Origin of the sequence: Mycoavidus sp. HKI, assembly GCF_020023735.2 — a bacterium.
Classification (GTDB): Bacteria; Pseudomonadota; Gammaproteobacteria; order Burkholderiales; family Burkholderiaceae; genus Mycoavidus.
Map to the genome: position 1 here is coordinate 1718105 of NZ_CP076444.2, position 15842 is coordinate 1733946.

The following is a 15842-nucleotide window of genomic DNA, read 5'->3' on the forward strand; positions in this document are numbered from 1 at the left end:
ATATATCCCGCCTGTGTCGTCTAGGTTTGGGGGACACGTTTCGTCACCGCCCCACATCGTCTTGCCCCAAGGGTCGTGCCGCTAGTTCGCGTAACCGCTTTAATGCGCGATCAACAGATCAACCGATCAAAGACCGCATCCCATGTGCTCATGAGTGTCATCTCAATCGCAGACATGGGCAGACCCATTGTGCACGGCCAATAAGCCAGGGCGTGAAAAGAACTCTGCAAGCCGACAGCACCGGCCCGCGGGCTAAAAAAGACGGAAAAAGGGAAACGGATAATGTTCACCCGAGACGCTGGGTTTCATTTTTCTAGTGCTCCGTTCGTGATTTGCATGAAGCGTTGGTGTGCGAAGCTTTTATATCGTGCTTACCAACGCCACACGGTCCATTGTAAAAGTGAGTCGCGCGACTGTCAATTTTTGACGGCGAGGTCCGGGGCGATTGCGCTAGTGTGCTACAGCAACACAAATCATAAGTGAGAATCGGACGACATGAGGAGTGTGTAAGCTTTATAAAAGATGAAGAGCGGGTCTTGCAAATCTATTTAGAAAAGTATTAGGAATTTCATAGCAGTTCGCCTCCGGCAACCATGAGTCTCGCCTGGAAAGCGGCTGCCAGTGGCAACTATTTGGTGACAGGTTGTAGGGATGGGCCCGTTCTCCAGTGGAGGCGAAAAAAAGACGGGGAATATAAAGCGGCTCTGTGCTGGAGTTCAACGCATGACGTTCCGATAGTACCCGAGTCATATGCAAAAACCTTGCTTTTTTATCGTCTTTCGCATACAAAAGGGGAGTTGGTGCTTTTGACAGCGAATTAGATAGATCGCTTCCTTCTTCAGGGAGAGGGCCATTATCTGGCCATCGATAGATTGATTCAGGCTGAGATTTCCTACAGTTTTTTTCAAAAGCGCCCTAATCTGTACTAATCGCACCGTTGGCGACTCGATTTCGCTATTTTTCAACATGCCAACTTCTCTTGATACAGTCGATATTTCTAATTTAGCTGACACATTCAAGCAATCTTTGCCAGATAGCTTTCTATCACTTGGCCCTGATTTTTATACAAAGGTGCCAGCGACGCCTGTTCCTAATCCTTATCTCGTTGGCTTTTCAGCAGATGCAGCAGCGCTATTGGGCTTCGAAGCTCGCATTGCGCATGACCCCGCTTTTGTTGCCTGGTTCGCCGGCAACGCTCTGTCTGGGACATCTAAAAAAATGCCTTTCGCAACTGTGTATGCAGGCCATCAATTCGGTATCTGGGCGGGCCAACTTGGCGATGGCCGTGCGCTGAACCTTGGTGAAATTGAGCATGGTCAAAGCCATTATGAAGTTCAATTAAAAGGAACGGGACCTACGCCCTATTCCAGAATGGGCGATGGGCGCGCAGTGCTACGCTCTTCTATCCGTGAATTTTTATGTTCCGAGGCAATGCATTATCTTGGTGTGCCTACTACACGTGCATTGTGTGTCATCGGTTCAGATTTACCCGTGCGTCGTGAATGCGTTGAAACAGCCGCCATTACCACCCGCATTGCCCCAAGCTTTGTGCGCTTTGGCCATTTTGAGCATTTTTATGCACTTAACCGCCCTGATCTGATTGCACTGCTCGCCAAACATATCATTACGCGTCATTATCCTGATTGCGACAACACCGATACGCCTTATCTCGCCTTGCTTAAAGCAGTCACGTGGCGCACGGCAGATCTGATTGCGCACTGGCAGGCAATTGGCTTTTGCCATGGCGTGATGAACACCGATAATATGTCGATACTGGGTTTAACCATTGATTATGGCCCTTATGGTTTTATCGATAGCTTCAACTTTGACCATATCTGTAATCATTCAGATACAACAGGGCGCTATGCTTATCAAAAGCAGCCAGAAATCGCCTATTGGAACCTATTTTGCCTGGCACAAGCGTTGCTACCCATCATCAGCATAGAAATTCAGAGTGCCAGCGGCAAGCAAGATGCTCTCGAGGAAATAAGAGCTGTTCTTGGCGAGTTCAAGCCTCGCTTCATGCAGTCATTGCAAGCAAGGATGTGCGCCAAATTAGGCTTAGCGCGCCGGCATGATGGCGACGCTGGATTAATCGATCAGCTGCTTAAAATAATGCATGAGAACCGCGCAGACTTTACGTTGACCTTTCGCCGGCTTGCCCAAATTTGTCAACACGATACACGCGATGATGCAAGCGTAAGCTCTCTTTTTACTACTGATTGCGCAGCTTTTCATGCCTGGTTACAAACCTACCGTGCGCGCCTAGCATATGAAGGCCGCGATGATAGCCAACGTGCTAGCGCGATGAACTGCGTGAACCCTCAATATATTTTGCGTAATCATTTAGTCGAGCAGGCAATCGAGCTTGCTCAAGAAAAAGACTTCTCTGAAGTTGAGCGATTATTGAATGTGCTGCGTCGCCCCTTCAATGCCTTGCCAGAGTATGAGGCGTATGCACAGCTGCCTCCTGCTTGGGCAAGCTCGCTCCAAGTGAGTTGTTCGTCCTAAAGCGTCAAGAGGAGCAAAGTCTGAAAGTTACCCACAATTTGCACTAGCTGCCCCTTGTCAAACCTGGGCATTATTTGCAACAAAAACCCCGTCAACCCTTTTAAATACTTGTATTTTTTGTTAAGGCTTGATGACGTTGCACTATAACTGGCGGAGAGAGGGGGATTCACACATAACGTATTTATAAGGCTTTCCAGGGTTTATTAATTAAGATACCTACATTACAAAATGTACTGCGTTTGCTTCAATTATTAGTAGGAATATCTCTATCTTACTAGGATTCGAATCTGCCTCGCAACCACAAAATAATATCGGCATAAAGCTGTCGTTTGAAATCCTCAATCGACCATCCATAGATGAGAAAAACTTAGCCTTTACGAAATCATCTCAATGAGGCGAACAGGGTAATGTAGAACCCGCATCGAGGTACAAGGCGAGCCAGAATCTGGCCGCTATCCAAAGCGGAGCCACCATTCATAAATCCTAAAGGTAAAACCTTATGCCATGCGGCATATTGTGTAGTCAGACCTACAGCACATATTCTTCCATCCTTGAAAAAAGTAAAAATAATTTTCACAAGGAGAATGTAATGAACGCATTAACCACAGAAGAAATAGAAAACTTAGAACGATTCCGGCACGGCTTGTCTATTGAACTAGAGCAGGCTGCGGATATGATTAGGCACGGCCAAACGTTACCGCTTAATAAGCTTTTGCACGCTTCAATTAAAAATATAAAAAATATTCTTGCAGAAGCAAAAAAAGATGGTGTACAAATAACCTCTGAAGCGTGGATGATTATCTGCGCAGATGAAACCAAACGTGTATTTAAAAACAGATTATCCAATTATACCCATACGCTTTTTGAAGTAATTTAAAAATAAGATTTCAGTAGGATCACTTCGATATTTATTTATTGCGCCATCTGAAGTGACCATCAAGTTTTTACACATACCAGCCAAAATATTTGATGATCACTTCAAACTAATAGTTTTTTATTAAAAATTTAATTTAATATATTTTTTAATTTCCTATAATTTATTCTATATTCCCAGTTATTTCCTCTTTCAATTCTTCCGTCTTTTTTGAAATGTCATTTAAAATATAACTCTTATTTTCCACACTTGGATAAGAATGGATTACGTTTATTAAACGCTCCATCAGCAATAAGGTTCTACTTGCGATCCTCCCAGTTGGTTCTAGCATAATTTTTTCTAAGTTACGTGCGATCTCTCCTAAGTCTACTGCTCTATCATGCACAGCACGGCCATAATCTTCTACTTTCACTTTGCTTAATTCGTCTGCAAGCTCCGCTAAGGACTTTTTCGCATTTTTATTTTTTCCAGGCATGAGCGCCTGTTCTCCGTGGCTAGGATTATCACCACCACAGCCTATAAAAGGAAAAATACATAATAGTATGGAAAGAAAAATAGATCGCATCGTCATTTAAATAAAAATCTTACGAAATTATGCCTAGTAAAATAATTGCTGCAGTAATAGTCAGCGCCCCCCGTAGGCGAGTGGCTATTTGCGCAAACGGCATCAGTTCTAGTCGGTGTGCAGAAGTCAGAATCGCAATAATATCGCCAACGCCTCCCATGCCACTGTGGCAAGTATTAATAAGCGCACTTTCAATTGGATATAAACCGATCCATTTCCCTACGAAAAAACCGACTGTAGTAAGCGTAACGACTGTTACTAAGATTGTAACGATGTTGGCTAAGTTGAAAGCTGCCATTAAATCAGCCCAAGAAGTGGTAGTTACCCCAATGGCAAATAGCAAGGGATACGTCATCGCTTTAGAGAAGAAACTATAAACAGTGCGAGCACCATTTTCTAATTTGGGTGAGATCGCATAAATAAGTTTGACTAGCACAACAAGAAATAGCATGGCGACGGGCGCGGGTAAGCCAATCAGTTTATGGGCGACGATGCCTACGATATAGAAAGCGATCGCAACCATCCCCGCGGCTGCGATGTGCTCAACCTTGGCCGATGAGGTATTGATAGGCTCTGCTGGCATACCATCTTCAGCGTCGTATAAACGCCCTTGCCCGTTATATCGCGCATAACGCTTACCCAATTGATTAAGCAGGCTTGCGCAGATAATCGCCACCAAGTTTCCCAGCACGATAGCCGGTACGACTTGAGCGAATATCTGTTCTTGTGGAATAGTCAAAATCTCGCCATAAGCAAGGGTGAGAGGGATAGCGCCTTCACCAATGCCGCCCGCCATAATGGGGATAACGATATAAAAAAATGTGTAGTGTGCACTTAGCCCAAAGGCCATACCGGTCAGTGTTCCAACTATTGCCGCAATGGCAGAACCTACACCAAGGGGGATAAAAATCTTAACGATGCCAGTGATAAGGGCTTGGCGGTCCATGCTAAGAATACTGCCAACGATCACACAGGCAGTAAATAAATAGACAAACTTGGTTGTGTGCCAGAAATCGCTAATTGATCCGACTAATTCAGCCGGTAAAAATTTGTAATGAACTAGATAGGCGGGAAGGAAGATGCTCACGATAACAGGCCCGCCTATTTGCCTTAACCCTGAAATACGCGCTCCTATTTCGGCACAGGTAAAGCCACATGCGGCAAGTAGCGCGACCATGATTGAAATATCGCCGGAGACTTTTCCAAAGGCTAAAAGGATGCCCAAACAAATAAGAATAACACTATAAACCGGCAATGGAATAATGCCGATGCGCAGACTCATTATTTTCTGCCATTGAAGGCAACCAAACGGGAAGCGAAACATACCAGTTTTATGTCCCTGTAGAAAATATCGCCACCTTTTATTTGTCAAAACACTACTCTCAGCAGAAGAAATGCTCATTTTTTACGTCTCCTAGATTAGATCTATTCATCGCACACGTGCTACCGAAGACGCGCCCAAAAATTTTTAATCTTCCTAAAAAAGCAAAGACATTTTTCTATGGCGTTGTGTAGTCGAAGCACGAGCTATTGAGATCATGTTGTGTCGGAAACATTTTTATCTCCGAAAATGATTCCGATGCTAGTGTGATCGGTATAGAATATATAAAAAATAACAAGCGTAATTTTTATTGCTGCTGATCTAATGAGCAATTAAATGCGTTTTTAAAGTTGTGTGCTCCTAGATTAATTGAGATTTTCATTATTCTTAAAATACTTAAATCAATTTAATACGCAAAGTTTAATTTTCAATTAATCAATAGAGAAAAATTTGTTTCTTTTATACAACTGTATATTTAACCAGTTATTGGATTTTTTCTCTTCAGATTACACTGTCTAAAATTTATTAAGCAGCATTAAAAAACAAACAAGCAGCATTAGATTTTCGTTGCCAGCTCTATAATTCATTTGATGTTAAGCGAGTTACTTTTCAATGCGAGGTATTCTGTAAGGGGGAGAGGCAGTGATCATCAATCCAAAGGGGCTGTCTTACTTTCAAGCGGTTTATTCCCATAAAAAAATTCGCAAAGCCGCAGAGTATTTAGATTCGTACTCATCCGTGGTTACGCGGCAGATTCAGTTGTTAGAGGAAGAAATAGAATGCCAATTATTCGTGCGCCATCCTGGTGTCCGTGAAGTTATACCGACTCGAGGAGCGGAGGTGCTACTTGAATATTGCCGCCGAAGCCGTGAATTGCAGGAATTTTTAGAGAAAGAATTACAGGATGTGCGCAGCATGCGAGGAGGAAGTATTAACCTTGCTATACCCTCTACTTTTGTAGGCGCGCTTATGGGTGTATTAGAAGATTTTCGTTGTCAGTATCCGAATATCAATCTCCATATCGAAGAAATATTTGAATCCCCCAAAATAGTTCATCAAATCCTCGAAGATAGTTCCCATATAGGAATAGCCCACATCTGCCCCGAGGTTCCCGATATACAACGTCATGCGCATGTGTCTTTACCTTTACGCATGTTAGTTAGTAAAAATCATCCGTTAGCCGATAGGCATAAAGTGACTTTTTCAGAAGCGATGGGCTACCCGTTTACGCTGCCAGCCTCGGGGATGTTATTGCGGACAGTTGAATCGGTCGCACGTTCTGAAAAAATTATGCTCCCTTCCCCGGCGCTTGTGAGTAACTCAACGATAGCCCGCAAGAAATTTGTCTATACCAACCCAGGTACCGTATTTATGTCGACTTTCTCGGCACGCGAGGAAATTCAAGGAGGGGATTTAATTGCATTAGAAATAGACCATCCCGTTTTCAATTCTATCGATCTGTCTTTAATTACTAGACGCGGTAAGCCACTTTTTCCAGCTATGGAACACTTACTTAAATTGCTCCGCATAGGATTATCTGTTTTCAGGGAAACACCAGAAATTTATTCTGTTCCATCAACATCAGGGACGTAAATGGACGATCAAAATAAGCCTAACAATAACCGCCGCAACATGATTAAGGCAGTAGCGGCTGCGGGGATAACAGCAGCTTCCATTCCATTCATTATGACTTCTCGAAAAATTAATCAGAAACTCACCTCTCCAAAAAATCAGGAAATTGTTATCCGCACCTCGGGCGGGAAGAGTCACATCGCTTATACCAAAATACTTTTTGAACCTTTTACACAAGAAACCGGTATTAAAGTAACGGGCATTCCGTCAAATGTGGAACCTATCGCGGAAATTAAAACGATGGTCAAGACGGGGACATATCATTGGAACATGGCGTGTTTAGGTAGTAGAGCAGTGCCAATCCTTAGCCAGTTAGGCTACCTGGAACCGCATAAACTCGAGGATGATAATGTTGTAAAAACCATTATGCCGCAGGCTTTATCAACATGCGGTGTTGGGATGAACGTTTACTCTACAGTGCTTGCGTATCGGACGGATGTTTTTAAAGGACGCTCTATGCCGAGAACGTGGGGGGATTTTTGGAATGTGGAGAAATTTCCTGGCCTGCGCGGTCTACGTCAAATCCCGTTCGATACTATTGAAGAAGCGTTGATGGCTGATGGTGTGGCTCCGAGCGAAGTATATTCTTGCGTTGATGCAATTAACCGTGCATTTCGTAGCCTAGATAGAATCAAGTCACATGTCCCTATCTGGTGGCAAAATGCCCCGCAGGCTGAACATCTATTAAAAGCAGGGGAAGTACATTTGATCCCCGCTTTTTCCACTTCTGTCATATCCGCTATGGAAGCAGGCGCACCCGTTACATTCTCCTGGGATCAACACATTTACGCATATGACAATTGGACTATTTTAAAGGAAACGCCTAACGTTGATGCTTGCCGTCAATTTATCCAATTTGCTACGGCCCCAGAAAGGCAGGCGCGCCTTATCCCCTACGGGATTGCACCTACTCAACCTGCCGCGTTAGAACCAAGTATTTTGAAAAAAAAACAATATCGATCCCCAGCATGTAAAGCTACTTGCAACATATCCCGACAATTTAAAAAAAGGCTTGCTTAACGATGGTTTGTACTGGATGGATAAGCATAGCTCGGCCATCGAACGCTTTACTCAGTGGATGCTAGATTAATTCAACGCTTAACCTATTTGGGCTGTATTCATGGCCTCTGATGTTCCGCCGCGAGCATTGCTCGTATTTGGTTAAATGACTGACACAGAACAACATTCAAACTGGTTTACCAGTTCTGAATGGGGGTATTAATGATGTTGAAAGTAGTTAACGCGATATCGGCTCAACAGGTTCCCACCGCCTCCACTTCATCCAATGAGCAGAGGCACACCACAACGGATGCTCATACGGCGACGCATCCCCCCACTCTCGATATTGCCCCGCCCAATTCAGCAGGCATCTCGTATAACTCGTATCAAGAGTTCGATGTTACCTCCTCAAGCATAGTCCTAAATAATGGCCCTGCAGTGCGGATGATCTTAAATAAGACCATAGGGTACAGGCCATCCAAACTCGAGGGCATCGTAAAAATCGCAGGACAACGAGCCCAATTGGCCTTTTCCAATGCTAATGGCATTCATTTATGGGGATGCAATTTCCTCAATACCAGTCGCATTATATTTGCGGCGGGTGAGCCTATGGTAGGCAGCGACGGTAACCTTGATGCATTTCTCGTGAGCAAAAAAGGGCAAATTACTATCAACAGTGTCGCAAAGCTTAAGCAGTTTGATCAAATTGATCTCATCGCCTATTCCATCAAAATAGACGGAGAATTGCAGGCGAATACCATTAACATTAGCACTGGCAAGCATCAAGTTAATTATACGAAGTTAGGCGTCCCGGTGATTGCCACTCAACCAGCAGCGAGCATCCAGACTGGGCAAAATCTGTCCAAATTAAACCAGGTCAGCGCGGGGTGGCTGAAATTCACAAAGAATGCCAAATTACACGCGCGTGAACACCTAAGAATTAAAGCGGCTCTCTTATACAACTCGAGTCATCAGATTCAATCAGGCGGTGATTTCACACTTGAAGTTGATCGCTTAGACAATACCGGAACACTCCGTGCTCAGCGCGATATTTCGCTGGAGGCGAAAACCCTGACGAATCAAGCAAACGCCTTGATCGACGGGCGCATTCTGACGCTGAATACCCAAGAGCAGCTCAAAAACCAAGGGGTGATTCAAGGCAGCACGGTAGCCATCAGTGCGCAGAGCTTAATCAATGATGGTCTAGAAGATACAGAGGAACATCAAGCTGGGGCGATCATGGCACGCCGTCAGCTTACGATTGGAGCTCAGACTCTACACAATCAAGAACGTGGCTTAGTGCATAGCGATGGCGAATTGACGATAGGTGGTGCCCTCAATGCCCAGGGTAAAGCAAAAGGTTCAGCACAGAGCCTAACCAATGCTAAGTCTTCTACGATTGAGTCTAGAGAGAAGCTTTTGATTCACGCAAAACTTTTGGACAATCCAAATGGGCAAATCACAGCGAGTTCGGACCTTGTTCTGAGGAGTAACGAACTTAACAATATGTGGGGCCATATAGAAGTTAGCGAGGGTCAAAGCGTATTGAATCTGCAGGCAGACACGATTGACAATACGTCCGGTCGACTGCTTCATAATGGCACAGGACAGATTGAAATTGTGGCTCGCGCCTCGATGGTGAACGGCAATTCCCGAGGAATAAAAGGGCTGGGTTTGATCAGTGGCAAAGGCTCTGTTACCGTCACCGCTCCTCAAATATCAAATGATGAGGGTGGGACATTTTTTTCGGACCAATCGCTCAAAATAAAAGCGGCCATCGTTCTGGACAACCAAGGCGCATTGCACGGTAGGGAGCACGTCTGGATCGAGGCTGGAGGGATAAGCAACGGTATAAGTCAATGGCTTGAAGATCTTGAAGAGTCTGAAATAGCTGAAGGGCCTAAAAAGGCTCTATTGAGCGCATTGGCTAAATTAAGTCATGACCTATTCAGGTCGATACAAGAGTCTCTTCAGGCGAATCCGTTTAAAACCCCCGAGTATTTGATTACTGGCAATACGATTTCAATAAGCGTGCAGGATGGCTTGATCAATAAGAATGCCGTGATCTTCGCACAAAACAGCCTCGAGATCGGCGCTAAACAAGTTAAAAATCTCAAACATGGTGTGTTTTATAGCGGCGGTACCCTGACCATCGGCGGTGAACTTGATGCTCAGCTCAAAGTACGGGGTATTAGTGAGCATATCCTCAATCATGGATCGACGATTGATGCGGTAGGCGATCTCTCGATCCATGCAGAAGAGCTGGTCAATGAAAATTCACACTTTACGACTCAAGAACAAACCATCGCCGAATCTCCGGCTATCCAAGATGTTCAGCCGGTCGATACCGACTACCGCCATAATAGGTCTGAACTTGAATGGGAGCACGGCAGCGGAGACTCTTTCATTGTTCGCAGCACAGGTTTTAGATTTCATGCTTTTACCATCTACAACTATATCCAGAGGGTAACAAGGACTGTGGTTGCCCACAGCGAGCCCGGTAAAATTCAAGCCGGGGGTGCGATTCGATTGTCAGGGCAGGTGATCAACGATAAAAGCCAGATTGTAGTGGGGGGAACACTGAGCGATTTTGATGGCGCGCCAGCACAGATCGACAACCGTGATGCGATGGGCCAGCAGGTCACCGCCGATATCGGTACCGCGGAATGGTCAGACAGAGAATGGCGAGGCGGGTTTAAACGGTATTTTCAGCGCCATTGGTTTGGCCAAACCCCCTACCATATGAGCAAGGTAGAGCAGATCAATTTGAATGTAGCAAGCTATCAACAACAGACCGCGGTTACCCACCAAGAGCCCTCTACGGCATTGACGCTCAACACCTCTGCGCTAACGAGTATGAGCCCACTCTTAAATAGCGGCTTGCAGCAGTTTCAGCGGGATCCAAATCAACCCTATCTGATTCAAACCGATTCCCGTTTTACGCGCAATAGCGATACCGTTTCTAGCAATTTCTTGCTGAATTTACTCAATCTTGACCCCCAACGCGTACCCAAGCGCTTAGGGGATGGCTTTTATGAACAGCAACTGATTCGTGACCAGATTATCGGTTTGACGGGTCACTACTATCTATCCGGCTATCGAAACCCGATTACTGAATTCAAAGCTTTAATGCATAGAGGTGCAGACTGGGCCAAGCAACATAATCTGACGCTCGGCATAGAGCCCACGCCGCAGCAAATTGCCGCCTTAACCGCAAGTCCAGTCTGGATGGTGAATCAAAGCATCAAATTGCCCGATGGCTCAGAGCACACGGTCATGATGCCCAAACTCTATCTGGCTAAAAACGACGCCAACCCGGTCCCTCTGAGCGGCTCGCTGATTTCAGCCAACGCCATTGAACTACACAGCGACCGCCCATTTAAAAATGCCGGTACGATGATCAGCCGCGGTAAGGTGAATCTCAATGCGCGCAACATTGATAACCAGCGCGGCGCAATCGTCAGTTTGGACACCCTATCGATGCAGGCTAACAATGACATCGATAGCCGTGCTGGCCAGTTAATTGCCGTCAAAAAAATCATCCTAAAAGCCGGCCATGATATCCATCTCCAGAGCCAAACCCAAACGACTCATGCCGCCAGTGGTAGCCAGACGGCACTAGAGGGCATCACTCAGGTCCAAGCCGAGCAGTTAGAAGCGTATGCCGAATCGGACATTCATCTGGCAGCAACTCAAATCAAGGTGGATGAAAATGCTAGTTTAGAAGCCAAAGGTGATCTAACGTTAGGCACGGCCACGGTAGGCGCTCAGCACCAACTGAAATGGGATACGCGTAATTGGTTAAGCGTAAGCAAAAATACCGAAGTCGGCTCTCTCATTCAAACCGGTGGAGCACTTGAACTTAAAGCAGGCCGGGATATCCGTGCGGCTGGCGCTTATGTGAATGCTGGCAAAGGGCTTTCTGTCAAAGCGGATCGAGATATTAACGTGGCAGCAGCCCATGAAGAACTCGATTTTGCCGAATCTCACTATTCTGAATCCAGTGATTTATTCTCTTCCTCGAGTGAATTAACGCAAAGCAAACTGTATAGAAAACAAGCATTGGGCAGTACCCTCTCGGGCGAAACCGTCAAGATGGAGGCTGGGCATGATCTTAGTGTGACGGGCTCAAATATCATTGGCATGCGCGCTGTGGGTTTGTACGCTGACAATGACATCAACCTAAACGCTGCGCAGCAGATTGAGAAAGCCAGCCATTATTCAGTCAAAGAGCGCTCTGGCTTATTGGACAGCGGCAGTTTGGGTTTTACCATTGGCGAGCGCCAACAAAAAGATGAATTTGAAGGCGAAAGCACTCCGCATATAGGCACCGTTATTGGCAGTGTCTCAGGTTACATCCAAGCCATCGCGGGCCGCGAATATCACCAAAGCGGCAGCCAACTGGTAGCGCCTGAGGGTAATATCGAGGGGAAAGCACTCAAAGGCACCGTCGTTCCGGTCTATGAACAAGGCCGACGCTGGCAGCATAACGAATGGCATCAATCCGGCTTGACCGTCTCAGTCAGCGCACCAGTGATTGCTGCTGCGCAAACAGGCCAGCAAATGCTTCAAGCCAGCACGCAAGTGAGTGATCCACGCATGCACGTTTTAGCCGCTGGCGCTGGCGCGCTCGCGGCTAAAAATGCTTACGATGCAATCAAAGCCGATCCAAAAGCTGCTGGCGGCGTTACCGTCAGCGCTATGATAGGTGAAAGTCATCAGGAGTTTCAGCAAACCCAGTTGAGCACCACAGCGTTGGGTAGTGCGATCAAAGCTGGCGGCACTGTGCGCTTGGATATGAAGGGTTTAGGTGACGCGTCAACCCTCGCTGTCATCGGCTCTCAGATTGAAGCCAAGCACGATGTCGAGCTCAATATAGAAGGTCCACTGAGCGTTGAGGCAGCGACTAATACCTTTAGTCAGCACAGTACGCGCCATAACCAGAGTAGCGCAGTAGGAGTGGCAGCCACATTCGGTACCCATAGCTCAGTGGGGGCATCCGCCACACTCAGTCTTGGGCGTGGCCACACAGATGGCATTGAAGTCAGCCATACACCTGCTCAGATCAAAGCGGGTCGCACACTGATGTTAAACGCGCAAAGCGATGTCCACTTAAAAGGCGCTCAACTCTCTGGCCAGCAAGTCGAAGCCAAAATCGATGGGGATCTTGAGGTTGAAAGCGTGCAGAACACAAACAGCTATAACAGCCACTATCACAGTATCAGTGGCAGTGCCACGGTAGGACCCACTTCTGCGGTCAGCATTAACTTCTCGCAACAAAAGATAGACAGTACTTATCGGAGCGTAGCGGAGCAAACAGGCATACAAGCCGGTGACGGAGGTTTTCAAATTAAGGTTGAAGGCGATACGAAGCTGGTTGGCGGGGTGATCGCAAGTACAGATCAAGCGATCGCAGAAGGTAAGAATCAATTTGTCACGGCGACGCTGGTTGCCAATGATATAGCCAATCAGGCTAAGTACGATGCGCACAGCCTAAGCTTAGGCATAGGGTATAGCTCAGGTGGAAAAAACGTTGGCTCGAGCCAGTCTGGCGAAGCCATCACGCCTGCGCATAGCGGCAATCAGCTGGCGAGTCGGAAAGGGATCAGCCCCTCGATACCCATTGCAATGAGTGCTTCAGGCACCGCATCGTCTACGACAAAGAGCACCCTCAGTGGCGCTCAGATCGTGATTACGGATGAGACTCGACACAAGGCATTAACAGGACAAAGTTCAGAGGACACCCTCGCCAGCCTAAACCGTGATCCAGCGCTCAACCATTCGGCGCTCGCGCCCATTTTTAATCAAGCTGAGATTGAAGCGGGCTTTGAGATCGTGCAGGCCTTGGGCCGGGAAGTGAATACGTTCATTCAACATAGAGCCAAAGATGCGGATCGTAAAATTCAGCAAGCTAAAAATAAAGAGACGCTCGCCAATGAAAACGCGTTGATCCCTGAGGAGCGGCGGCAGCAGTTAAAGGAAGACGCAGCTGAGTTGCGTGTGCAAGCGAAAGCGTTAAATAATAAGTGGGGTCCAGGTGGCCTCAACCGGCGGGTATTGACTGCGTTAACAGCGGCAGCCTCTGGCAATGTAACGGGTACAACCGCACAGTTCGTGCAAAGCGGCGTGGTGAACTTAATCCAGCAGCAAGGCACAAGCTATATCGGTCAGTTGGTGCAAGCTAAGGCTCTAGAAGAAGGCAGTCCAGCGCATGCGACACTACATGCCTTAGTGGCAGCTGGCGGAGCAGTCGCGAGCAATCAAAGCATAAGTGCTAGCGCAATAGGAGGAGCCACGTCCAGTTTATTGACGAACTTATTCAAAACAGATTCTGATGCAACGCAACAAGAGCAAGAAGCGAAACGCAATCTATTGGCGGGTTTAGTCACGGGTATTGCTGCAGCCGTTGGCCAGGATCCATCCTCAGCGCTAACAAGCGCAAGTATAGCGATAGAAAACAACTGGCTGGCGAGCGAACAAAGGATCCAGAAGCAAAAGGAAGTGGATGCATGTGGCCAAGATACGATGTGTCGCCAGCAAAAAGAAGAAGCGTGGACAAATATATCTGAGACTCAAAATATAGAGACTCTGTTAGGTGTAGGGGCGGGTTTAACTGAAGCAGGTATGCACCTTGCTGAGGGCTTATTTGAGTTAATACAGGATCCAATCGCAGGATTGAAAGCGGTGAAAACCCTGATAACTGATAAAGAGCTATTGCAGCAATTGGGTGAAGTAGTCGTTAAAGGAATAAAAGAAAAGATTGCTCGAATAGAAAAGGCGGGAGAAGTAGGGGGAAGTACACTCACTCTACAAGCAGGCCAGGATATGGGGAATTTGCTTTTTGAAGCCGGTTCGACAATTATGGGTGCAGTGGGTGTAGTAAAAGTAGCTGGGGTGTTGGGCAAGGCTGGTTTTCATGTGGGTAAGAAAACACTAGGAGATTTTTCTAGTCCCTCGAAGTTTGAACACTTGGCGAAAGCGGGTGGCGCTTCTGTCGCTGATGGTAAGTTGCTGACGACGGTTAGCCAGCCAGCAAATGTTTCAAAAATAGAGGAAAAGTTACAGTATTTTTTTGGAAAAGCAACGGGAATAGAACACAACATTGAGCGCTCTCGAGATATGCTGCGCCAACTTGAAAGAATTGGGCTATCTGATACCCCTGCTGCTCGGCAATACCTATCTAAGTCTATTTTAGAGGCTTACGGTAACCCTCGAAGTTTTGTTCGCACCCTAGAAAATGGTCATGTGTTACGCGAGTCGCTGTTAATGGGGCCGAATGGTGCTGCGACGCTGGAAACAATTTGGGTAGGTAATCTTTTGTCTACAGGAAAAATAATTAAGTCTAAGGGTGGCCGGTACCACCACAAAATCACTCCAGGAAAATAATGATGATCTCTATTGCTGAGTCTTTTGATAATGTCAGTGACCTTGAGTACATACTCAAGGGTAAATATGAAAAATGGCTAATCTTGGGTTCCAATCATCCAGTAATTAATGAATGTTATTTGCTTGAATCTGATTCAAATGAACTGAATTTTGGGCTTGGTATAGCAGTTACAGGCACAGGCATAATGCCTAAAATATTGCTTGTTGAAAATTATCAAACTGTGTATATAGGCTTTGATTCTTACATAGCTGCAGTCTCTACTATTCGACCATCCTCAACAATTGAAAGCCGATTGTCTGAGCTAGATTGGATATTTTTTGATATGTTTCTACTGAAAAATGGAAATATCTGCGTTATTCATGAAATAGGTGCTCAAGTTTTTATGAGAGACTTGACTAAGGTATGGAGTTTTTCCAAAGACATTGTTTCAAATTGGGTTATTAGTGAGGAACAAGGAAGACTCTCACTGACCCAAATGGATACAGAGGAAATTATAAATCTTTCGATCTCGACGGGTGCTATTTTGGCAGCTTGATATTAAGCTCTCTACAAT

At 46.0% G+C, this 15842-nt stretch carries 8 protein-coding genes; 6 read left to right on the plus strand and 2 right to left on the minus strand.

Features of this window, described 5'->3' with window-relative positions; translation table 11 throughout:
• Positions 1 to 966 precede the first annotated feature (966 nt).
• Together KMZ15_RS06675 and KMZ15_RS06680 are read left to right on the plus strand one after the other, a co-directional pair.
• Entirely contained in the window at positions 967 to 2511 is a 1545-nt protein-coding gene (locus KMZ15_RS06675; protein WP_223691885.1) for a YdiU family protein, read from the plus strand.
• Positions 2512 to 3100: 589 nt separating this feature from the next.
• Entirely contained in the window at positions 3101 to 3388 is a 288-nt protein-coding gene (locus tag KMZ15_RS06680; protein WP_223691886.1) for a hypothetical protein, read from the plus strand.
• A 160-nt stretch (positions 3389 to 3548) separates the two neighbouring features.
• Here KMZ15_RS06680 and KMZ15_RS06685 read toward each other — a convergent pair whose 3' ends face one another.
• On the minus strand, positions 3549 to 3950 hold the full coding sequence (locus KMZ15_RS06685; RefSeq protein ID WP_223691888.1) for a hypothetical protein: 402 nt from the start codon (positions 3948 to 3950) through the stop codon (positions 3549 to 3551).
• A 19-nt stretch (positions 3951 to 3969) separates the two neighbouring features.
• Positions 3970 to 5352: a 2-hydroxycarboxylate transporter family protein gene (locus KMZ15_RS06690; RefSeq protein WP_223691890.1), complete on the minus strand. Its 1383-nt coding sequence runs from the start codon at positions 5350 to 5352 to the stop codon at positions 3970 to 3972.
• A 561-nt stretch (positions 5353 to 5913) separates the two neighbouring features.
• Between KMZ15_RS06690 and KMZ15_RS06695 the strand changes: the two genes are divergently transcribed.
• From KMZ15_RS06695 to KMZ15_RS06710, 4 genes are all read left to right on the plus strand, one after another.
• Positions 5914 to 6864 carry a LysR family transcriptional regulator gene (locus KMZ15_RS06695; protein ID WP_223691892.1) on the plus strand — a complete coding sequence of 317 codons (951 nt, stop codon included), beginning with the start codon at positions 5914 to 5916 and terminating at the stop codon, positions 6862 to 6864.
• The gene (locus KMZ15_RS06700; protein ID WP_223691894.1) at positions 6865 to 7923 is read left to right on the plus strand and encodes an ABC transporter substrate-binding protein; all 1059 of its coding nucleotides are present in this window, start codon (positions 6865 to 6867) and stop codon (positions 7921 to 7923) included.
• Positions 7924 to 8124: 201 nt separating this feature from the next.
• Positions 8125 to 15288: a hemagglutinin repeat-containing protein gene (locus KMZ15_RS06705; protein ID WP_223691897.1), complete on the plus strand. Its 7164-nt coding sequence runs from the start codon at positions 8125 to 8127 to the stop codon at positions 15286 to 15288.
• Positions 15288 to 15824: a hypothetical protein gene (locus KMZ15_RS06710; RefSeq protein ID WP_223691899.1), complete on the plus strand. Its 537-nt coding sequence runs from the start codon at positions 15288 to 15290 to the stop codon at positions 15822 to 15824. The genes KMZ15_RS06705 and KMZ15_RS06710 overlap by 1 nt, the downstream gene beginning before the upstream one ends.
• Positions 15825 to 15842: the final 18 nt, after the last annotated feature.